Annotated in this window: 16 protein-coding genes; 12 read left to right on the top strand and 4 right to left on the bottom strand. The window is 43.5% G+C overall.

Going from position 1 to position 23,253, the window contains the following annotated elements:
- The first annotated feature begins 13 nt into the window (after nt 1–13).
- Nucleotides 14–2,014, top strand: coding sequence for an ATP-binding protein (locus ACKI5G_RS04190; RefSeq protein WP_407397939.1), 2,001 nt, complete (start codon nt 14–16; stop codon nt 2,012–2,014).
- Between the two features lie 86 nt (nt 2,015–2,100).
- Here the strand turns inward: ACKI5G_RS04190 and ACKI5G_RS04195 are convergent, their stop codons facing one another.
- Entirely contained in the window at nt 2,101–3,495 is a 1,395-nt protein-coding gene (locus ACKI5G_RS04195; protein WP_407397941.1) for a sodium-dependent transporter, read from the bottom strand.
- Between the two features lie 267 nt (nt 3,496–3,762).
- Entirely contained in the window at nt 3,763–4,596 is an 834-nt protein-coding gene (locus ACKI5G_RS04200; protein WP_407397943.1) for a DUF4931 domain-containing protein, read from the bottom strand.
- Between the two features lie 155 nt (nt 4,597–4,751).
- Between ACKI5G_RS04200 and ACKI5G_RS04205 the strand changes: the two genes are divergently transcribed.
- Genes ACKI5G_RS04205 through ACKI5G_RS04215 form a run of 3 tightly spaced genes read left to right on the top strand, consistent with a single transcriptional unit; the run spans nt 4,752 to nt 8,807 of the window.
- Nucleotides 4,752–6,410 (top strand): oligosaccharide flippase family protein, encoded by a 1,659-nt coding sequence (locus ACKI5G_RS04205; protein ID WP_407397945.1) that lies wholly within the window; start codon nt 4,752–4,754, stop codon nt 6,408–6,410.
- 48 nt (nt 6,411–6,458) lie between these two features.
- Nucleotides 6,459–7,328 carry a diacylglycerol/lipid kinase family protein gene (locus ACKI5G_RS04210; protein WP_407397947.1) on the top strand — a complete coding sequence of 290 codons (870 nt, stop codon included), beginning with the start codon at nt 6,459–6,461 and terminating at the stop codon, nt 7,326–7,328.
- Between the two features lie 54 nt (nt 7,329–7,382).
- Entirely contained in the window at nt 7,383–8,807 is a 1,425-nt protein-coding gene (locus ACKI5G_RS04215) for an amidophosphoribosyltransferase (RefSeq protein WP_407397949.1), read from the top strand.
- Nucleotides 8,808–8,867: 60 nt separating this feature from the next.
- Here the strand turns inward: ACKI5G_RS04215 and ACKI5G_RS04220 are convergent, their stop codons facing one another.
- Nucleotides 8,868–9,140, bottom strand: a complete 273-nt coding sequence (locus ACKI5G_RS04220; protein WP_407397951.1) for a hypothetical protein — start codon at nt 9,138–9,140, stop codon at nt 8,868–8,870.
- A gap of 141 nt (nt 9,141–9,281) precedes the next feature.
- Here ACKI5G_RS04220 and ACKI5G_RS04225 point away from each other — a divergent pair, with 141 nt between their 5' ends.
- The gene (locus ACKI5G_RS04225) at nt 9,282–11,162 is read left to right on the top strand and encodes a DUF4080 domain-containing protein (protein ID WP_407397953.1); all 1,881 of its coding nucleotides are present in this window, start codon (nt 9,282–9,284) and stop codon (nt 11,160–11,162) included.
- Between the two features lie 47 nt (nt 11,163–11,209).
- Here the strand turns inward: ACKI5G_RS04225 and ACKI5G_RS04230 are convergent, their stop codons facing one another.
- Nucleotides 11,210–13,180, bottom strand: a complete 1,971-nt coding sequence (locus tag ACKI5G_RS04230; RefSeq protein ID WP_407397955.1) for a methyl-accepting chemotaxis protein — start codon at nt 13,178–13,180, stop codon at nt 11,210–11,212.
- 391 nt (nt 13,181–13,571) lie between these two features.
- Between ACKI5G_RS04230 and ACKI5G_RS04235 the strand changes: the two genes are divergently transcribed.
- From ACKI5G_RS04235 to ACKI5G_RS04265, 7 genes are all read left to right on the top strand, one after another.
- A complete protein-coding gene (locus tag ACKI5G_RS04235; protein WP_407397957.1) occupies nt 13,572–15,080 on the top strand; it encodes a DASS family sodium-coupled anion symporter in 1,509 nt (502 codons plus the stop codon).
- A 154-nt stretch (nt 15,081–15,234) separates the two neighbouring features.
- The gene (locus tag ACKI5G_RS04240) at nt 15,235–15,990 is read left to right on the top strand and encodes a LytR/AlgR family response regulator transcription factor (protein ID WP_407397959.1); all 756 of its coding nucleotides are present in this window, start codon (nt 15,235–15,237) and stop codon (nt 15,988–15,990) included.
- A gap of 32 nt (nt 15,991–16,022) precedes the next feature.
- Nucleotides 16,023–17,687 carry a LytS/YhcK type 5TM receptor domain-containing protein gene (locus ACKI5G_RS04245; protein ID WP_407397961.1) on the top strand — a complete coding sequence of 555 codons (1,665 nt, stop codon included), beginning with the start codon at nt 16,023–16,025 and terminating at the stop codon, nt 17,685–17,687.
- On the top strand, nt 17,687–18,673 hold the full coding sequence (locus tag ACKI5G_RS04250) for a TIGR01212 family radical SAM protein (protein WP_407397963.1): 987 nt from the start codon (nt 17,687–17,689) through the stop codon (nt 18,671–18,673). Before ACKI5G_RS04245 ends, ACKI5G_RS04250 begins: the two co-directional genes overlap by 1 nt.
- A 14-nt stretch (nt 18,674–18,687) precedes the next feature.
- Nucleotides 18,688–19,467 (top strand): enoyl-CoA hydratase/isomerase family protein, encoded by a 780-nt coding sequence (locus ACKI5G_RS04255; protein ID WP_407397965.1) that lies wholly within the window; start codon nt 18,688–18,690, stop codon nt 19,465–19,467.
- A gap of 814 nt (nt 19,468–20,281) precedes the next feature.
- Nucleotides 20,282–22,591, top strand: a complete 2,310-nt coding sequence (locus ACKI5G_RS04260; RefSeq protein WP_039206129.1) for a class I SAM-dependent DNA methyltransferase — start codon at nt 20,282–20,284, stop codon at nt 22,589–22,591.
- 219 nt (nt 22,592–22,810) lie between these two features.
- Nucleotides 22,811–23,253: enoyl-CoA hydratase/isomerase family protein (locus ACKI5G_RS04265; protein WP_407397967.1), on the top strand; the 443-nt coding region annotated here is incomplete at its 3' end.

The following is a 23,253-nucleotide window of genomic DNA, read 5'->3' on the forward strand; positions in this document are numbered from 1 at the left end:
ATAGGGGATTGTTATGCATTTAATGGGTAATAACAGAACATCATTTACCGGGGCTATCCTTTGTATTGTGCTGGTTGCCCTGATTTCTGTATTTGGCTTAAATGCAGCACTTACGGATAATACCAAGATAATTGTCCTTAACCTTGCTTTGTGCTTTTTTATTATAATGTTCATATTTTTTATATTATTAAAACTACTTGATAAGTATGAAATAAAGGAGATGAAATCCCGAAGCCTCAATGAACGTATGGCGGCTGCGGCACAGATATACTATGAATTTAAGGAAGTCGATATCATCAATAATACCATCAGATCCGTTATAGACCGGGAGGATGATGACGGGGAGTTAAAGGTTGATGATGGGGCTGAGGCCCAGCAGCATTTTTGGGATTATGTAAATGAAGAGGTGGAGGAACACTTCACGCTTCAGATGAAGGAATTCGTTGATTTTTCCATATTAGGGCTTATGCTGGAATATCGGGTGGCTGCTACTACCACCTTTATGACCAAGCAGGGGAAGTGGCTGCGGGCCCGTGTGGTACGGTGTCAGCAGACTCCGGCGGGAAAGGTAGCTACATTCCTGTGGATATTGGAGGATATTTCGGAGGAAAGACAGCAAAGGGATGCTTTGATTGATGTTTCCAACAGAGTGGCGGCGGCCAACAATGCGAAAACTGCCTTTTTATCCACAATTTCCAATGAATTGCGGGCACCGATTGATGCTGTTCTGGGCATCAACTCCATGATTTTGGCGGAAACCCATGAACCACAAACGGTACGTTATTCAGAAAGCATACGGGATGCCAGTGTTGACCTTTTAGGAAGAATCAACGATATACTTGATTTTTCCAATATAGAAGCTGGAAAAATAGAAATAATACCAAGGGACTACGATTTTCGCGAATTGCTGAATGAGTTGGTGGCAATGATAAGGCCGATGACAGAGGAGAAAAAGCTGTCATTGGTGTTGGATATTGATAGCAATATACCTAAAATTCTGGTGGGAGATGATACCCGCATAAAGCAAATATTCATTAACTTATTAACAAATGCAGTGAAATATACTGTAAAGGGAAGGGTAATATTGGCAATAAGTGCAGAGAAGCTGGATGATGAGCATATAGGTCTGCATGTTTCGGTAAAGGATACAGGTCAGGGCATAAAGGACGAGGATAAATCACGGCTTTTTGTGGAATTTGAAAGAATTGAGGAGGGTAGGAGTCCTACTGTTGGAGGCACGGGCTTGGGTGTGACCATTACTCAGCGTTTGCTGGGCCTAATGGGCTCAAACCTTGAAGTGGAAAGTGTCTATAAATTGGGCTCAAATTTCTACTTTGCACTGGAGCAACAGGTGATAGACTGGGCACCTATAGGCGAAATAGGTGATAGAGCTGCACCTGCTGTTGCAGATGACGATATTCACCTGCCTCTTTTCATTTATGAATTACCGGAGGTTAATGTGGAAGCCGGCATTAAGAATAATGGCGATGAGGAATCCTATCTGGAAGCTCTGAAGGTATATGCCTCTATGGTGGGCACATATATAGATGAAATCACCCAATATATGCAGGACAGGGATATTGAAAATGCCACTATCAAAATTCATGCCCTTAAGAGTACCTCCCGTATTATTGGGGCGGAAAGCATTGGCGAAAAGGCGTTGGCCCTGGAAACTGCCGGTAAGGCCGGAGATATGGAAACGCTGGATAAAGAAGTGGATGGGCTATTGGAACGCTGTAGAAAATTGGGGAATCAGCTTCGTCCGTTGCTGGAAGATACCGCTGAGGCTGTCGGTGAGGAGAAAACTATGATAGATGAGGCAGTGCTTGCTGAGGCTTATGAAAAAATTGAGAAATATGCCATTGGTTGTGATAGCCTTGGCATTGAAGCAGTCCTTGGAGAAATTAAAGACTATCAGCTGCCTGATGAGGAACAGGAGAAATTATCAGCTCTGGCCCAGGCTATAGACAGTTTTGATTTTGAGAAGGTATCGGAAATTTTGAAGGAAGAATAATAAGCGGCCTATGTGGATTCTGTGAATGCAAAAACACCGCCTGTCATTTGCGACAGACGGTGTTTTACTTTGCGGTATTATTTAGCTTAGAAGCTGATAATGCCGGAGGATTTCAGGAACAGAATGAACAGCAGTACAGGGGCGATGAACTTAATCATTGCAATATAGATGTACTTACGGCTGAAGGTTTCACCATTCTTTTCCATTTCGTCAATAATAACCTGTGGACCAACAACCCAACCAATCATGATACAGGTTCCGATGGAAATTATTGGCATGAAGATGCTGTTGGAAATGTAATCCATAACATCCAGAACCTGACCGGTGCTGCCGGTTGGCAATGGAAGCTCAAAGTAGAATACATTGTAGCCCAGACATACGATGGTACCAAATACCAATGCAATGGCGAATTCAGCAAGTGCAGCCTTTACACGGGTGATGTGGAAGTAGTCCATAAAGCTCGAAACAACTGCTTCCATAATGGATACGGCTGAGGTTACAGCAGCGAAAAGAACCATCAGGAAGAACATGATGCCCACGATAATACCGGCGGTGCCCATGCTTTCAAAAACCTTTGGAAGGGATATGAACATGAGGCCTGGGCCGGAGGCAGATAAGCCTTCACTACCCATGAAGGTGAATACAGCAGGGATAATCAACAGACCTGCAAGGAAGGATACCAATGTATCAAAGAATTCAATGCGGTTTACGGAAGCAACGGCATCAGCCTTATCACTAACGTAGGAGCCATAAGCAACCATAATACCCATTGCAACAGACAGGGAGAAGAACAGCTGGCCCATGGCATCCACCAATACACTCATAAAGTGACTGAAGGTGAGACCTTCAAAGTTTGGAATAAGATAGATTAGCAGACCATCCATACCGCTTCTGGTAACGCCGTTGGCGTCAGTATGGGTGATGGTAAGAGAATAAATAGCGATGGCAATAATAAGTATAATCAAGGCTGGCATAATAATCTTTGAGGATGCCTCAATACCCTTGTTTACGCCTAAAAGAATAATTGCTGTACAAGCCATCAAAAACAGGAACATATAAACCAGTGGCTCATGCTGGGCTGTAATGAAGCCTACAAAATAACCGTCCTGAGCTGCTTCCACGTAGCTTCCGGTGGTAAACGCCAGGAAATACTTGATTACCCAGCCACCAATAGCGCTGTAGTAAGGCATGATGATGGCAGGAATTAAGCAGGCCAAGAGACCAAGCCAGCGCCATTTCTTGCAGATACGGGAGTATGCTGTGAGAGGCCCCTGCTTTGTTTTACGACCAATGGCAATTTCTGTGGTCAGCAATGCAAAACCGAAGGTCAGCAGCAAAATAAGATAAATAAGCAAGAACAGTCCGCCACCGTCCTTGGCAGCGAGATAAGGGAATCTCCAGATATTTCCAAGGCCTACAGCAGATCCGGCAGCGGCTAAAACAAAACCAAAGGATCCGCCAAAGGATTTTCTTGATTCCATAATGAAAACCTCTTTTCTTTTTAGTATACGAGCGTAATTATAACACATAAAAAATAAAAAGGAAAGACATTTTGATATAAAAATGTGTAAACTTGTAACATGAATTAAAACAGCAAACAATTTAAAAAGAGCTTGTATTTATCAGCTTTTTATGAATTATGTTAGGCAAAAAATAAAAAAGATGGAACAAAAATGTATATGTTCCATCTTAATGTATATTGTGAATTGTGGACATTAGATTAATACAGATAGACATTTAGCCTTTAATTATTTCATGTATCCTTGCCTCTCTAGATGTGCTCTCAGGTTTTCAGCAAAGTCCGGAATAGAGGTAGGACGTAGGTGAATGTTGTAGCCCACATACGTTGGTGGGGTGGCAAATCTTGGCATAATCTTAACCCGCATCTTTTTTTCAACATTATAAAAGAAAAGGTTATAGCTGAAATTCGGTCGGTTAAAGTATCCTTTCATAAAGGTGACGGTTTCTTTTATTAAGTCAGCTAACAAATTAAGGCTGTCATCCTTGGGCATAAGGGCCACGGCATCGGCAGTGTCCTTATCGGTGTAGGCGTCATCGTGAAGCACAAGATTGTATTCTGAAAAGCCAATACGCGGGTTCGTAGAGGTGTTCAGCTCCACACCCTTGTATTCAAAGATTTTCAGTCCCTCAAATTCCACTGGGTCAAACATCAGGTCCGGATCAAGCTCTGGATAACCCACCAGCTGCATGTGGGGATGCTGAATTGTGCCACCCGACATGGGTCCAAAATTTTTAAAGAAGATGACGGAGCGGTATTTGCCACAGTTCAGCATTTTTATCCAGTGTTTTACACCCATATGGATTACACGGTACATCTGCTCCTTAGAGTAATCAGGGATGTCCGATTTACATTGGTCAGTTTCAATAAGCACCAGCTGGTCTGATGGTTCCATGACATTGTATTTATTCTTTAATAATATAATGTTGTCATCTGTTTCGATAATACCCACCAGATGCTCTACATCGCAAAAAGGGCAGTCGCTGGTGTTGGCCATACCCTGAATGGTCCGCGGTTTTTTAACACCTATGGTTGTGTTGAAGTTTACTATGTTTATCTCCATGTTATAGATTCCTCGCGTGCTTGCAGTCTATGACTGTAAGTGATATAATTTTTTAGCATGGCTTATTATGCCATAACATAAGAATTAAACAGCTACACCTAATATTAAAGCATAATTTTAGGGTGGCATACAACTATTTTATAACCTATGAGGGTGTGAGCAAGATTAGTAATCAGGAAGTTTCTGAAAATAATAAAAACAGCAAAGGCGAATCCTTGCTTAAGGGTACCTTGATTTTGACTGTTGCCGGTATTGTGGTAAAGATCATTGGCTCCCTTAACTGGATTTTTGTTTCCCGAATTTTGGGTGGTGAAGGTATCGGACTTTATCAGATGGCCTTCCCGATTTATTTTTTCGCCTTAAGTGTATCTACCGCCGGTGTTCCGGTGGCCATCTCAATTATTACAGCTGAACGGGTGGCTCTAAAGGATATATTGGGAGCCAAGCGTGTATTTAAGGTATCCATGTCATTGATGTTTGTGACGGGTATTTTATTCTCGTTGCTGACGTATTTTGGTGCCCAGTGGCTTATTGATTTCCATTTTATTCGTGATGCCCGTGCTTACTGGTCTGTTGTGGCACTGGCGCCTGCTATTTTCTTCGTAACCCTGTTGGCAAGCTCCCGCGGTTATTTACAGGGTTGGCAGCGCATGACGCCAACAGCTGTGTCCCAGATTGTGGAGCAGATATTCCGCGTAGTTACCATGATAATGTTTGCCAGCCTGTTCCTGCCTTACGGTCTTGATTATGCAGCGGCTGGTGCCAGCCTGGGTGCCTTTGCTGGTGCTGTGACGGGACTTATCGTGCTGGTATATTTCCATTGGAAGCTGGAGAAAGATATTGTAAATGAATTTGGCCATGAGCTGAAGCCTCTTCCGGATACTGAAAAAACCTCCAATTGGGGTATCATCAAGCGTATTTTCGCACTGTCCTTGCCAGTATCTGCCGCCAGCATTATGCTGCCTGTAGTGTCCAATCTGGATTTGGCCATTGTGCCACAGCGACTTGAGGTGGCAGGCTACAGTGTTAACGAGGCTACGGAGCTGTTTGGTTATCTCACGGGTATGGCAGTGCCCCTTGTTAATTTAGCCACTATTATTACCGCATCCTTGGCAGTAAGTCTTGTGCCGGCCATTTCCAAGGCAAGGGCCCTGCAGGATGCCAAGCTGGTATTTAGTCAGACTGCATCTGGTATTCGTATTTCCAATGCGGTTTGTTTCCCTGCCTTTGTGGTGGTATTTGTTTTGGCTACTCCAATTGCTTCATTAATATACAATGCACCAAATGCTGGACCTGCCATTATGGTTTCGGCTGTAAGCATTGTTTTGTTGGGACTTCATCAGGTTTCCACTGCTGTGCTTCAGGGGCTGGGGCATCCATCTATCCCAATGGTTAATATGATAGTGGCGGCTGTGGCCAAGGTTATCCTAAACTGGACACTGGTTGCCAAGCCTTGGCTGGGAATTATGGGTGCGGCCTGGGCAACTGCTGCTGACATGGGTGTGGCGGCTGTTATTAATCTGTTCTTTATTTACAAATATATAGGCTATCGCATGGAAATTCCTCAGCTTTTAAAGACCATTATAGCATCTGTTGTTATGGCGGGTTCTGTTTGGTATTTCTACGATTATACTCTGGCGGCTTGGGGAAGCAATGTGATTTCCACCTTCGGCGCTTGTTTGCTTGGATGTGTGGTTTATTTGGCGGTGTTGCTCCTTATTGGCGGTATGATGGAGGAGGATATGGCCCGTATTCCTATGATTGGCCGTTTTGGTATTAAGGCTATGCACAAGCTGGGTGTATACAAGGGCTGATTAATTTGCTGAGTTATTATTTTGAATAGAAAGGCCGAGTTTAAGATAATGAAAAAACTGGTTTTGGTATATAATCCGGTTTCCGGCAAGGCCGTTTTCAAGAAGCGCCTTGATGAAATAATATATAAGCTCCAGAGTCGTGACTGCATGGTGATACCATACAGAACAACCCCGGAAAATGCAGATTTGGTTGATTTTATAAAGCTGGCGGCACCAGATGGAATAATTGCTGCGGGCGGAGATGGTACTGTTCACGAGATTGTGAACCTCATAATGAGGGAAAAGCTGAACATTCCTATGGGCATTATCGGTACAGGTACTTCCAACGATTTTGCCACATTCCTGCACCTTGACACAGATGAATACTTTGACCGTATTGCTTCCGGAAAGACCATGAAAATAGATCTGGGTAAGGTTGGAGATACTTACTTTATTAATGTAGCCAGTGCGGGTATGGTTACCTCCATTGCCCATGAGGTGGATACCCGTCTAAAAAATGCCTTTGGAAAAATGGCCTACTACGTACATGGGTTGAAAACCCTGCCCCAGTTTAGGGCATTTGACCTTGTTGTACGCACGGAAAAGGAAGAATTTCGCGAGAAGGCTTTTCTCTTTTTGGTGGTTAATTCCAGCGTGGTGGCCAGCTTCAAAAATGCGGCTGTACAGGCCAGCGTTCAGGATGGTGTGCTGGATCTTATCATTATGAAGCAGTGTAATGTGGCGGATTTGATGATTGTTACCACAGAGCTTTTGGCGGGAAAGGATATTTCCCAGCGCAAGGAGGTTATTTATCGTCAGGCCTCTACCTTTGAGGTGGAGTGCTCTGAGGAGCTTACCAGCGATATTGATGGAGAGGTGGGGCCTAAGCTGCCTTTGAAAATAGAAACTGTACCTCAGGTTCTGGATATTTTTTATTAAGTTTTTGACCAGAGCTAAATAGTCTAGCTTTTTACATCGGAAGGAGAGTTATCGATGGGTGGATTTTTTGGTGTAGTGTCCCATAGGGATTGTGTGGTGGACCTTTTCTTTGGTCTGGATTATCATTCACATTTGGGTACAAAATGCGGTGGTATGGTAATTCATGATGCCGTTAAGGGCTTCCAGCGTCAGATTCATTCCATTGACAAGACTCCTTTTAGAACTAAATTTGAAAAGGAACTTTCATCTTTTAATGGCACCAGCGGTATCGGCTGCATCAGTGATACGGATCCTCAGCCGCTTTTGGTGCGCTCACATATTGGCCTTTATGGCATTACAACGGTGGGTATTATTAATAATACGGACGATATTCTGAAGCATTATTTCAATGACAAGAAGCATCAGTTTATGGCCATGAGCTCCGGCAAGATTAATTCCACTGAGCTGGTGGCGGCCCTTATTAACGAAAAGGATGATATTGTATCAGGTATTCTTCACGCCCAGGATATTATTCAAGGTTCAATAACCATATTGATTCTCACTGAGGAGGGTGAGATTATTGCTGCCCGCGACAAGGTGGGACGTCTGCCGGTTATTTTGGGTAAGAACAATGATGGCTATTGCGTGTCCTTTGAGGATTTTGCCTTCCAGAAAATGGGTTATGACAAGTTCTATGAATTGGGCCCGCGGGAAATTGTCCGCATGAATTCCTGCGGTATTGGTACTATTTCTCCTGCCTCCAAGGATATGAAGGTTTGCGCCTTTTTGTGGACTTATTATGGCTATCCTACTTCCTCCTATGAGGGGAAGAATGTTGAGGTTATGCGTGTCAATAACGGCAAAATTATGGCCCGTGAGGAAAGAAAGCGGGGCAGCTTGCCGGAGCTTGATTATGTGGCCGGCGTTCCAGATTCCGGTATTCCTCATGCCATTGGCTATGCCAACGAAAGCGGCAATGAATTTGCCCGTCCATTTATCAAGTACACGCCTACCTGGTCCCGATCCTTTATGCCAACCACCCAGAAGATTCGCAATCAGGTGGCCAAGATGAAGCAGATTCCTGTTCCCGAGCTTATTAAAGGAAAGAAGCTGCTCTTTGTGGACGATTCCATTGTGCGGGGAACCCAGCTTCGGGAAACTGTAGATTTCCTATATAAGAGCGGAGCCAAGGAGGTACACATGCGCAGTGCCTGTCCGCCAATTATGTACGGCTGTAAGTATCTGAACTTCTCCTCCAGTAAAGGGGAGCATGAGCTGCTGGCCCGCCGGGTTATCCAGGATTTGGAGGGCGATGAGGGTGTTAAGCACATTGATGAATATGCTGATGCCAACACAGAGCGGGGGCAGTGTATGCTGAAGCGTATCTGTGAAATGTTCAAGTTTGATTCTTTGGGCTATCAATCACTGGATGGCACCCTTGAAGCCATTGGTTTTGATAAAGACAAGGTCTGCACCTATTGCTGGACTGGTAAGGAATAAAAAGTAAAAGGGACTGCTTAGGCAGTCCCTTTAGTATAGACAGGTAAAATTACAACTTGATTATGCTGTTGGCAGATCCTTTACCCAGCCCTTGAAGGCCTTGATGATATTGCCGGCAGGCATAGCAGCCAGTTGCTCATCGGTGAGGTCGGCAGGGATAAGTGGAGCCAGAGTAGCAGCGGTAGCCATGAATTCTTCCATGGTCATACCGTCCAACAGTCCCTTTACAATTTCATAAGCCTCCTGAGGGCTCTTTGCTTCGCTGAGCTTCTGGAGCATATCAGGGTTCTGCATAATTGCAGCGCCAATCTGCATAAACTTTTCAGGTATCATTATTAATCACATTCCTTTTTATCATATTCCGTCGTATGTATTCGTTCACAACGGTACACATCCTTTCACATTATAACCCAACTGGTGAAAATATGCTATAGGCAAAATTTTTCTGATGGGCTTTTCCAATGGAGTAAGATTATGAAAAAAATTCTTTGGCTGGCATTTAATGCCAAATTTTCCCATACATCCCTGACAGTTCGGTATCTGCGTCAGGCGGTGGCCAGGTTTAATATTAAGTCGGATATTTTGGAGCTTACTATAAATAACTATGTGCCGGATATTCTCAGTGAAATATATGAGCACAAACCGGATATAATAGGTGTCTCCTGCTATATATGGAATATCGAGTTAATAAAACATACTCTCCCACTGGTGAGGAAGGTTTTGCCTGATACCCTTATTATTTGTGGTGGCCCGGAGGTTTCATACGAGGTGACTGATTTTATGAGGGCCAATCCAGCTGTGGATTTCGTGGTTCGGGGTGAGGGTGAGGAAGCCGTTATGGAACTTCTGGACCTTATTATTAATCGGCGGGCGATTAATAATGAAAGAAAACTCACAGTTAAGCCGATAAATCCTGGAATTGCCTGGCGGGAAGGCGGATCGGAGGTTGCAGCTGAGGATATAATTCATGAAGGTCAGGCTGTAACGGTTATGGATAGGCTGGTGCCTTCCAAATTGGAGCTGCCATTTCCTTATATAGATGAGGAAATGGCGGAAATTAAGGATAAGATTCTATATTATGAAACCACCCGTGGCTGTCCCTTTTCCTGTGCTTATTGCCTTTCCTGTGCTACAGCCGGGGTTCGTTATCGTCCCTTGGAGGAAGTGTTTAAGGAGTTGGATTTCTTTGTTTATCATGATGTGCGGCAGGTAAAATTCGTGGACCGTACATTTAACGCAAAAAAGTCCCATTTTTTGCCAATTATTGAATATATTAGGGATTTGCCAGCGACTTGCCGCACCAATTTCCACTTTGAGGTTGCAGTGGATTATCTTGATGATGAAACTATTAAGGTACTGCAATCCATGCCAAGGGGCAGGGTTCAGCTGGAAATCGGGGTTCAGACTACTAATAAAGAGGTCTTGAAGCGAATTTCCCGGGTAAATCACTGGGAGGATATCTGCAGCAATATAAAGGCTCTACAAAAAAATCATAATATGCATATTCACACGGACCTGATTATCGGACTCCCCGGAGAGGATTTGGCGTCCTTTGGCCAGTCCTTTAATGATTTGTACGCTCTCCATACGGATATGCTGCAGCTGGGCTTTTTGAAGTTTTTAAAAGGCTCTGCCATGATGGATATGGTGGAGGAGTATCATTATGAATACATGGATATTGGCCCTTATGAGGTATTGTCCAATGATGTGATGGACTATGGCGAGATTCGCTGTCTCCATATTTTTGAGCAGGTTTTTGAGCTTTATCACAACGCAGGACGCTGTCTGAAGTCCATGGAATATATGATAGAAAGCTTTTTTGGTGGCAATGCCTTTGAGTTTTATTCCAGCTTTACTGATTATTGGGAGAAGCTGGGGAATCACAGGCGGGCCATCAGTGCCAAAAAACTCTATGGATATTTGTGGGATTACTTTGGAATGGTGTTAAATGCCGATTTGGACAATGACCTAAGGACTAAAGTAGTGGATAGGTCGGCAGAGAAGCATCATCTTATTATGGATAATCTGATGCGTTATGATGCCCTTACTGCTGATAGTGGTCAGAACAGACCTGAGTTTCTTAATTGGAACAAAGAAAAGTATCAGGACCGCACTGGGGCCTTCTGGCGGGACAAACTGCCATCAGGACAAGGCGCCTCCGCTGTCATCGAGGGCTTTAAATTCACCAATTGGCGTGAGCTTAATAGAAAATATCATATTGAGTTCTTTGATATAGTAGTTGACTCTGTAGATAACGGCATGAACTTCTCAGGTCATCAACAGGCGCTGCTGTTTATATATGAGAGTGGGGTGTTTGCTCGGGTAGTGGAATTGAATATGAGTTTTAAAAGTTAAAAGGAGTAGCTCGGTTATAAGAGCTACTCCTTATTTACTAAAACGATTTATAATTTAAATTTGCCAATAGCGTTCTGCATTTCCGTAGCCATATTAGCCAAGGCCTGGGAGGCTGCAGCTATTTCCTCACTGGAAGCAGACTGTTCCTCAGCAGCGGCGGAGATGGTCTGAGTGTGGTCGCTGGTAACGCGGCTTACATCATCAATATTATCTACAGCCGTTACAATATTTCTGGTTCCGCTGGCGACAGTGCTGGCAGACTGGCTGATGGAGTGCATCTTTTGCTCGATGCTGGTTACCATTTCCATGATATTGGTAAACTGTACACCGACGCTTTCTACAGCCTCAGCACCTTGCTGAACCTCTATGGTTCCCTTTTGCATTGCATTAACGGCGGCATTGGTGTCTGCTTGCACAGAGCCAATGCGGTTTTTGATCTCTTCTGCAGCCACAGAAGACTGTTCAGCCAGCTTTCTGACCTCTTCTGCAACTACAGAGAAGCCACGTCCGGCATCACCAGCCCGGGCTGCTTCGATAGCGGCATTAAGAGCCAATAGGTTGGTTTGGTCTGCAATGCTTGCAATTGTTTCTACAATCTGGCCGATTTGCTGGGAATTATCCCCCAGCTTCCGGACAACGCTTTCTAGCTGACGAACCACTTGTTCAATCCCCTGCATACGCTCAGTAGCGGTCTTCATAAGTGCTTCACCCTGACGTGCTGCATCGGCAGTTGCAGCTGTGTCCGCAGCAACCTCCTGTGCCTCAGCGGTCATGTTCTCGATATCAGTGGATACGTTATCAACGTTATCTCTGGTACCATCCACGTGTTTCAGCTGCTTTTCCATGCCCTCAGCTACCTCTGTAACAGTTTCAGCTACATTGGTTGCAGCCTGAGCAGCCTGGTGGGCGTTGGCAGTGAGCTCCTCTGAAGAAGCTGATACCTGTTCGCTGGTAGAAGCCATCTTGGATATGAGCTTCCGCAGGTTAGCACTCATAGTATTAAATGCCCCTGTCAAGGCACCAATTTCATCAGTAGATTCCACTGGTAATGCTTTGAGTGTAAGATTACCGTTTGCCAGCTGTGTAGCATGCTCCTCCAGGAGAGAAACAGGCTTTGTAATGCGCCCGGCAAAGTTGAGGCAAACAAAAGCTGTCAGAACCAGTCCTATAACAGTAAGCAGGGAAAACATTATTTTTAAATGATTTAGAGCAGAAAATACAAAGGAGCTAGGTACAGAAATACCCATAATCCAGCCTGTGGAAGGTACAGTCTGGTAAGCAAAGACCTTGTCCTCGCCGTTAATGGTGGCTTCGAAATAGCCTTCTCCATTTTTCACCATTTCATCAAAATGACTGCCCAGACCATCAATTTCTGTGAAGTTGGTCATCTGTTCGCCAGCACCGGAGGTAGCAAGAATATTTCCGCTTTTCTCCATAACAATTCCGGCACCTTCACCGTGATATTTCATCTTGTTCACCTGCTCGGTAATGGCATCCAGGGCGATATCTACGCAGGTAGCACCTATAAACTGGTTATCAGCTTTTACTGGGGCAGCTACTGATACTACCAGCTTACCAGTGCTGGCAGCCACGTAAGCCTCGGTGAAAAGCACCTTGTCCTGTGCCTTGGCCTGTTTATACCATGGGCGCTGGCGCGGGTCACGCTTTCCTGTTTTATCGCCAGTGTAAAAGCCCATCCACCAGCCGTCTTCTGTACCGCCGGTCATCTCCAGAATTTCCTTATCGGAAATTGTGGTACCCAGAGTGGACTTATTATGCATAATATCATAATTACCATTAAGGCTGGTCATGTAGTTGGTTGTTGCTACGCCAAAAGCCTTTTTCTCCCGCAGCCAGCCATCAAGCTCCATAACCTCTCGGGAAATAGTCGCCCGAAGCTCACTGTCAACACTCTGAGTAAGTTCACGGCTAGCCACGATGTAGCCTGTAATGGCCACTACTGCCATTAACAGTCCCATAACACCTGACAATGCTATGAACTTTTGTCTTAAACCCATACTTCCTCCACCTTTCTATGGATGGTACATCCATCCTAAATGTAAAACGACAATTAATATTCTACATAATAATTTAAATTATTGCAAATATTAGTACAGTTAATTAATATTATTTTACATCTATATGTTAATCCTTTTTTATTAACAGCAAAACTTAATGACAGCTGTTGCAGGATAATAACCTTCCTATATATATCGAGCTTTAAGACATCGACATCTATAGAGGTAGCTGAAGAAAATTCAGCACCTCTTTTTTGTCATTCAGGAGCTAATTTGCACCAATGGGAGAAAATTTATCGTTTCTGCTATAACAGAACATTATACTAACCATAAGGAAAGTGTATTTATTTACGAAATGAAGCAATGAATTATTATTTAGGAGGTGTGTAGTATGGAATTATCCCATGAAATGAAAGGGATGGCATTTCAGCCGATTTCTCTGTCATCAGTTTTCAAAAAGTATGGTCTGTTACTTGGATTTCTGGCAATGGCCGGTATATTTATGATGCCAACCCCGGCGGATCTTACCACAGCAGGACATCGTATGCTGGGCATATTGGTTTTTGCGGTTATTATCTGGATTACAGAAACGGTATCATATCCAGTCAGTGCTACAATTATTGCCACTTTAATGATCCTGTGCCTGGGTTTGTCACCAAATCCTCAGGATCCTGCAACGCTTATGGGTACATCTAATGCGATCAAAACAGCTTTTACAGGAATTAGTGCCAGTGGAACGGTTCTGGTAGGTGCGGCCCTGTTTTTGGCAGCTGGTATGATGCACACGGGACTTGACAAGCGGATCGCCCTGTTTGTTTTGTCCAAGGTGGGAGCGAAAACCAACAGAATTTTGGCAGGCATGATTTTTGTAGGCTTTGTTCTGGCATTTTTTGTTCCAAGTACCACAGCTCGTGTAGGCTGCATAGTACCAATTGTTCTTGGTATTATTGCCGCATTTAAGATGGAGCGGAACAGTCGCTTTGCAGCTCTTTTGATGATTGCAACGGTGCATGCGGCCAGTATCTGGAATATTGGTATCAAGACAGCAGCGGCCCAGAACATGGTAGCCCTTGGCTTTATTGATAAGCAGCTGGGTGCCAACATCACCTGGACTGAGTGGTTTATAGCAGCGGCTCCTTATGCTGCTATTATGTCAGTAGTTCTGTATTTCCTTTGCTGGAAGATTTTGCCACCGGAGATGAACGAGGTGGCTGGCGGGGATGCCACAGTTAAGGAAGCACGGAAAGAATTGGGTCCAATGAAGACCTCAGAGAAGAAGCTGATGCTGATTTCCATCGGTTTGCTGTTCCTCTGGGTAACAGAAAAGATTGTTCATCCTTTGGATACAACCACATCCACAGTAATAGCCATCACATTGATGTTTATGCCGGGAATCGGTATTATGACCTGGAAGGAAGCTCAGTCCCGTATTTCCTGGGGAACATTGGTATTGTTCGGTATTGGTATCAGCATGGGATCTGCATTGCTTTCAACTAAGGCGGCCTCCTGGTTGGCCAATCAGCTATCTATGGGCTTTGGCCTGGCCGGTATGAGTGTATTTATGGTATTTGCTATTTTGGCCCTGTTCCTTATTGTTGTACATATAGGCTTTGCCAGTGCCACAGCCGTAGCATCCTCCATGATTCCGATTATGATTGCAGTGCTTCAGGGATTGGATAATCCTCTGCTGAACATTGTGGGCATTACAATGATCTTGCAGTTTGTAGTAAGCTTTGGCTTTATTTTGCCGGTTAATTCGCCACAGGGTATTCTGGCCTTTGCTACAGAGACATTTACGGCCAAGGATTGCATCAAGGTAGGATTGCCAATTACTATTATCGGTTATCTGTTGCTGCTGTTATTCTCACAGACCTATTGGAAGGTTTTGGGGATTTTCTGACAGCTATACAACAAAAAATTAGAAAAATAAGTGAAACAATTAAGGGGAGGAAGCTAGGCTTTCTCCCTTTAGTTAATTGAATTGCACTGTGTCAAATGATAGAATGGAAGTGGGTACGAAGGTAGTTTTTTTGTACAGGAAAGGGTGAGGATAGATGCTACGTACAGTGATAGTTGATGACGAGCAGCCTATTTGTGATGATATTGCCTATTTGTTGGAGGCCCATCCCGATGTGGAGGTGGTGGCCACCTTTCAGCAAAGCCAGCAGGCCTTGGCCTATCTGCAGCAAAATCCCTGTGATCTCCTTTTTTTGGATATAAAAATGCCGGGCATGAGCGGACTTGAATTCGCCGAGTGTTTAAGCACCTTAAAATTAAATATCATGATTATTTTTGTTACAGCTTATGAGGAATATGCCCTGCCGGCCTTTGAAACCTCTGCAGTGGCCTATCTTACCAAGCCACTGGGGCAGGCTAGACTGACAAAGGCTCTAAAAAAGGTGCGTTCACTGTTTTCTTTGGTGGAAGGGAATGAAACAATAGTGCCGACTGCGCCAACGGTCGAGATACATCATTATCATCCAATAAGTGTACAAAAGGGTGAAGCATTGGTTCCTGTTCAGCAACGGGATATTATATTGGCCTATGTGAAAGAAAAGCTGGTTTTTCTGCGTACCAAGGAAGGGGATTTTCAGCTGTCCATGACCTTGGTGGAATTGGAGGAGCTACTTGATCCGGAGCTTTTTTTGCGGGTGCATCGGCAATATATAGTTAATACTGAGGCCATAGCCAAGGTGATTCCGTGGTTTCACGGCGCTTATGTTTTGAAAATGAAGGATGAAGCTGGTACAGAAATACCAGTGAGCCGCAAGCATATACCGGAGGTACGACAGGTATTGGGAATCAAGTGAGTTTGCAATACCCGGGGATTGGAAGTGATATAATGGAGTTATTATTTGACTTGCTGGGTGATGTGTGCATTTCCACGGTAGTTGCCTATTTGTTGGGACGTAATCGTAAGGCCATGACCATGGCCATGGAGCTAGCGACGTGGAAGTCCTGGGCTGTGTTCACAACAGTGTTTTCTCTGTTATCCATTATTTCATCATATTACGGTACCCGTCTGGAAGGGGCTCTGGCCAGCACCAGAATAGTGGGAACTCTTATGGGGGGAATTATCGGTGGCCCATGGGTAGGGGCCAGTGTGGGGCTGGTTGGTGCCCTGCATCGGTACAGCTTGGGGGGCTTTACGGCTTCGTCATGTGCGGTAGCTACTTTTATGGTGGGGATTCTGGCTGGACTGCTGCGCCGTAAGGTAGGATTTCATCGGCTGGATTGGCGTATGGCAGCGGGGATGGCTCTGACAGCAGAGCTTATTCAAAAGGGACTGACCCTGGCCTTTGCCAAGCCCTTTGAGGCGGCTCTGGCCTTTGAACAAACTGCTGCGGTTCCAACCACCTTAGTAACTATTGTGGGTACTACCTTGTTTGTGATGATTCTAAAGGATATGCAGCTTCAATCCGAATTAAGCGGAGCCCGTTCAGCCCATTTGGCCCTGTCCATAGCAGGACAGACCTTGAAGTGGTTGCGGAAGGGACTTTCCACTGACAGTGCCCAAAGAGTGGTGGAGCTGATATATCGGCTGACCAAGGTGGATGCAGTTTCCATAACAGATGACAAGAAGATTTTGGCCTTTATAGGTGCTGGCAGTGACCATCATCTGCCTGGAGGGGAAATTTTATCACCGGCTACCACGGAAGCCCTTGCTACAGGGGAAATTGTAGTATTTCAGGATGGGGCCCAATGCCCGGAGCCACATTGCCCGTTGGTGTGTGGCGTGGTGGCACCGTTGATGCCAAAAGATAAGGCTGTGGGTACCTTAAAACTGTATAGGAGTCACAAAAAAAGCCTGTCAGTTTCTGAGGTACAGCTGGTACAGGATCTGGCCCAGCTTCTGTCACGTCAATTGGCCATTCACGAGCTGGATCAGCAGCAGACCCTGGCGGAGCGGGCTGAATTAAAGGCTTTGCGGGCCCAGATAAATCCTCATTTTTTGTTTAATACCTTGTCCAATATTATGTCTTTTTGCCGCACTGCACCAGATACGGCCAGAATGCTTCTGGAGGAGTTGTCGGAAATGCTCCATTTCAGCTTTGCCAAGCATGAGGATAAGGTGACGGTGGAGGAGGAATTTTCCAGTGTGGCCGCTTATATTGAAATTTTAAAGGTTCGTTTTGGCTCGCGTTTATCGGTAAATCTTGACGTGAATCCAGCCCTCGACTCGTATTTGTTGCCAACCTTTTCCCTGCAACCAATAGTGGAGAATGCCCTGCTTCATGGTCTGTTTTCCAAACCGGCAGATTGTCAGCTGGATATCAGCATTAAGGCAGAGGGAAATAAGCTGGTGGTACGGGTGGCTGATAATGGTATCGGTATGACAGCAGATGAATGTGAAAGGCTAATGCAGGAGAAGACTGGTGGTATTGGTTTGTCCAATGTCCGCCAACGTATAGCCAACCTCTATGCCGGCCAGGGCTGTTTGGAGCTTCACTCTCAAAAGGGTGAGGGCACAGAGGTTATATATAAAATCCCATTGGAGAGAAAATAATGAGTGACTCAGTTTATAACACATTTTCAGAATATCTAATAAACCGTTATGGGGAAAAAACATATAAATTGCCAATAGCTCTAAATCCCACATATACTGATGAAAATGGGGCAACGAAAAGTTATACCTGCCCCAACAGGGATGGAACGTGTGGGGTGAAGGGCTGTACTTTTTGCGGGGAAATTGGTACCGGCTACGAAAACCTCCCGGCGGAAATGAGCATTACAGAGCAGATAGCGGCCAACAAGGCCCATATTGTGCCCAAATACAAGGCTACAAAATTTATTCCCTATCTGCAAAATTTCACCAATACTTATATGCCTATTGAAGCTTTCAGGTCTTTTTTGGTGGAAGCGGCCAGTGCAGAAGGCGTTGTGGCGGTATATATTGCCACCAGACCGGATTGCGTGCGGGATGATTATTTGGAAATTATGCAGGAAATAAGCCGCAAATATAGTATAGATATATGTGTGGAGCTGGGGCTTCAGACAGTGAATTATCATACTTTGGATAAAATCAATCGGGGCCACAGTCTGGCGGAATTTATTGACGCTATTTTACGGGTAAAAAAATATGGGCTACAGACCTGTGCCCATTTAATATTAAATTTGCCCTGGGATACGGACCGGGATGCCATCGAGGCGGCACATATAATGTCAGCCCTACAGGTGGATCAGGTGAAGCTCCATGCCCTTTATATTGTAAAGTGTACAGTAATGGCGGAGCAGTACGAAAAAGGTGAGCTTGAGCTTATTGGCAGGGATGAATACCAAAAACGGGTGATTCTCTTTTTACGCCACCTATCCCCGAATATTGTATTACAGCGTGTAATAGGCCGTGCACCGGCAGAAAATACCCTGTTCAGCAACTGGTCCACGGGTTGGTTCAAAATCCGTGACGGCATCATCCGTCAAATGGAGGAGCAGGGCTTTAGGCAGGGAGATTGCTGTGATTATCTCAACGGCGCGGCATTGAGGAATTTTTAATGGGAGGGGTATCTGTGTCAGAGGAAGTTGTAAAATATGAAAAGAGTGAGGGGGTTGCCATTTTAACCTTAAATCGCCCCAAAAGCCTAAACTCCATGAGCTTGGAACTGATTAACGGCTGGTTGGCGAAGCTGCATTTTGCTGAGCATGATCCTGATGTGCGGGTGGTGGTAATTACAGGTGAAGGGCGAGGCTTCTGTGCTGGTGGTGATTTGCCTTCCCTTGATAATTTAAAGACCACTGAGGAGCGGCGTAATTTTGTGGCTCAGGCAGGAATGGTGGTTAAGCTTATCAGCAGTATGTCCAAGCCTGTTATTGCCATGGTGAACGGTGTAGCTGCAGGGGCTGGATTCAATATTGCCATTTCCTGTGATTTGTGTTATGCGGCTCAGGGGGTAAAATTTATCCAGAGCTTTGCCAATATTGGATTGGCACCGGATTGCGGCGGGTATTATTTTCTGGCAAAAACCGTAGGACTGGCCAAGGCAAAGGAATTGATGTTTACAGCCCGTCCGTTGTTGGCTGATGAAGCCCATTCTTTGGGACTGGTCAATGATGTATTTTCTCCGGAGGAATTACGTGAAAAAACCATGGTTGTAGCCAGGCAGATAGCCGGAGCAGCCCCATTGGCCCTTGCCATGATGAAAAAGGAAATAAATAACTATGGCGCTTCATTGGATGAAACCCTGACCTATGAAGCCATGGCTATGGCCATGCTGTTGGGAACAGAGGATTTCCAGGAGGGCGTAAAGGCCTTCTCGGAAAAACGGGCTCCGGTGTTTAAGGGGAAATAAAAGAGGATTCAACTGAATAAAAGATAGTTCTAAAATCAATTTGAAAGAGGTTAGCCCAATTCGGCTGACCTCTTTTTACACATTTTATCGTTTAACTTGTATTAAAAAATTCAAAATGAGTAATTAATACACTCAATTTGTTCATTGAACAGTCAAAGAAACTCAATTAAATTAGAAGCAACAAAAGGAGAGTAATTGCAATGGCAACAAAAGTAGATCTTTAAATTACGCATAGCTAGGGCATAAACCTTAGCCAGGGGGCGGTAGAGAACCATGATGAAAATATCCTTCCTGTAGGGTTGTATTTAGAATGTGCGTTTTGTTATAATAATAGTAGAATTGATGTTCGATTACAAAGGAGAGAGTGAGATTTTCATTGGTTTAAAAAGCGGCTAGGTATGTGTTTAAAAGTTTTTATGGTAAATGTCTTTACAACACTCAAAAGTTCCAGTCAATATGATTGGCTAAATCAATAGTTATAGCCTAACAAGGTCAGAATTTACGACCAATTTAATCCCCCAAATAGGAGAACACATTTAGAGAGTCAGGAGTTTCATATAATAACTCTGTTTTTTAAAATCTGCGTGTAATAAATGCTATACATCATCTTACGTTATTGTTATAATCACGTAGGAAGGCTTTGGAATGAATAAGAATTATTTTATGAGTATTCATGTAACTGAAAAAGAATTAAATTAATTAAAATAAGCGGCAAAGCTAGAAGCGTATGCTTAATACAGTGAATTCGTTAGAAGAACAGCTTTGTTAGAAGCTTCTAGATTTATAGAAAATAATAACAAAGGAGATAATCAAAATGGCAAAGAGTAAAAGGGCAGAAGCTCGATGCAGATATCTTGTGAGATCGGTAGCTACTAAAAAAGGATGGGATGTTAGACATCCTCAGAATGGTGGCCAGTTTCTGGAAGAACAAGAAATTGAAGATTATTTTAAGAATTCCGGTTTAGGGAAAACGAAACCCGATTTTTTGGTTTGTAAAAATTTTCAGCCGATTGTGGTTGTAGAAGCCAAAAATGAAAAAAGTAAAATTGAAAATGCTATTAATGAAGCTATCGATTATGCAGATGCTATTAATACTCATGGAAAATATCATGTTAATATAGCGGTAGGGGTAGCTGGAGAAGAAGATAACGGATATTTATTTGTTACTAAGTTTTTTGATGGTAAGAAGTGGATAGACTTAACTGCGCGTGGCTTTGTACTTACTAGTTTTCCAAGTGTTGCAGAAGTGGAAAATGCTATTCAAACTAATAATGGAACAACAGAAGTATCTATCCCGAATGTATCAGACTATATTGTTACTGCTATTGACCTTTCATCTATTCTAAGATCAGCGAAAATTGAGGCTTCTTTGCGACCAAAGGTGTTAGGTTCTGTAATTACAGCCATGTATCAAGGGGAAATAGATTTAACAGAGGGGCAGGAATTAGCTTCAATAAATCAGTTAGTTGCAGCTGCTATTAACTCGACAGACCATTTTGAAGAGGCAAAAAAACAACAGTTGATTGAAACCCTGAAAATGACGGAGGCCGATTACTCAAGATTGGCACCTAAAATGGGGAAAATCATATATATATTAAAAATGCTTAATATTAAATCAATCCTTCAAACGGATACAGATTTTCTAGGATTATTGTATGAGGCATTTATTAGATATGGCTATGATAATAACTCATTAGGAATTGTTTTTACACCTAGACATATTACTAAGTATTGTGCTGATTTGATAGATGTAACGGCGAAAGACAAGGTTATTGATATTGCTTGTGGTTCGGGTGGGTTCCTAGTAGCTTCTTTTGATAGGATGCTGTCTACCTATAAAGAAATGGGAATACCTCATAATGTAATTAGAGAATCTTTATATGGATTTGATACAAATCCTACTGTATGGGCACTCGCGGCATTGAATATGTTTTTTAGAGGTGATGGAAAAAGCAATATAGAAAACGCAAGTTGTTTTGACGAAAGTAGTAGAAAATTGGTATCTGACAGATTTACCAAGGCATTATTGAATCCACCATTTTCTCAAGAAGATGAACCAGAAAGAGATTTTATAGATGCAGCAATGGATACCCTTCAAACATTGGGATTGATGGCTGTAGTAGTTAAATCAGGCATATTTGCGGATGATGATAATTCTTTATGGCGAAATACTTTTCTAAAAAATCATACTTTATTGGGAATGATAAGCTTGCCAGGAGATTTGTTTTATCCAACGGCTGTAGATACAACAATAATGATAGCGCAGGCTAAAAGACCGCAAGAATCAACAGATAAAGTGTTTATGGCAAAAATATGGAATGATGGATATAAAAAGCTTAAGGGGAAACGTGTTGAAGCTTCAGGTTCTCAGTTATCGGAGGTCTTGGCAGAATTTAAGAAGTTTAGAGCGGGAAAAAAGACCTCATCTAGATTGGTAACAGTCATCAAAGCTGAAGACATTATGAAAGTGGGGGCAGAGTTTTGCCCAGAGCAATATCTTCCACAACCGGACTTTCCAGAAGAAGAACAGGAAAGATATCGAGAAGATGTAGTAAAAAGCATTCTAAGAACAGCGGTCAGCATTGATGACATTGCAGATGAAGTAATACCAAATTTTCCAGAATTGCTAGAATTACCAGAATTACCTTATGGAAAAGAATATAGCATTGAGAAATTTTTCTATGTTAAGGTCGGAAAATCAAGTGGAGAAAGCAACTATAATGATGGTTCATGTCCATATGTTTCATCGGGAGACCCATTAAATAGCATTATCAGATTAGTGGGAGATGTAGATGGAGAAGTATTTGAAGATGGTGCTATTACAGTTACGTGTTTTGGTAGAGCAAGTGTTCAGCCATGGCGTTTTATGGCTCGAGGAAATGGAGGAAGTTCAGTTAGGGTATTGATCCCTAAATACAAGATGACTTTTTCTGAGCTAGTTTGGTTTGCGGGACAGATTAATATGCAAAGGTGGAGATTTTTCTATGGAAGAATGGCTATCCTTAAAAGATTGAAGGGAATAAGACTTGTAGCACCTAAAGAGAAAATCAATGATACCAATAAATCTATTTCTGATAAGGTGGCGGAGCTTTCAAAAAAAGTAACAGATATATTAGGCGAGTAATAGTTCAAAAAAGAACGGAGCTAAATTATAATCAGTTTCGTTCCTTTAGTTTACATTCCGTTTCTTTGTAATAATATTGGAAACTGTACGTTCAAACGCAGAATTAAACCGTTATGGGAAAAACATATAAATTGCCAATAGCTCTAAATCCCACATATACTGATGAAAATGGGGTAACAAAAAGTTATACCTGCCCCAACAGGGATGGCTCATGTGGGAATGGTGGTTAAGCTCATCAGCAGTATGTCGAAGCCTGTTATTGCCATGGTGAACGGTGTAGCTGCAGGGGCTGGATTCAATATTGCCATTTCCTGTGATTTGTGTTATGCGGCGCAGGGGGTAAAATTTATCCAGAGCTTTGCCAATATTGGATTGGCACCGGATTGCGGCGGCTATTATTTTCTGGCAAAAACTGTAGGACTGGCCAAGGCAAAGGAATTGATGTTTACAGCGCGTCCGTTGTTGGCTGATGAAGCCCATTCATTGGGACTGGTCAATGATGTATTTCCTCCGGAGGAATTACGTGAAAGAACCCTGGCTGTAGCCAGGCAGATAGCCGGAGCAGCCCCATTGGCCCTTGCCATGATGAAAAAGGAAATAAATAACTATGGCGCTTCATTGGATGAAACCCTGACCTATGAAGCCATGGCTATGGCCATGCT

The sequence above is a fragment of the Anaerovibrio sp. genome (assembly GCF_045637405.1).
GTDB lineage: Bacteria > Bacillota > Negativicutes > Selenomonadales > Selenomonadaceae > Anaerovibrio.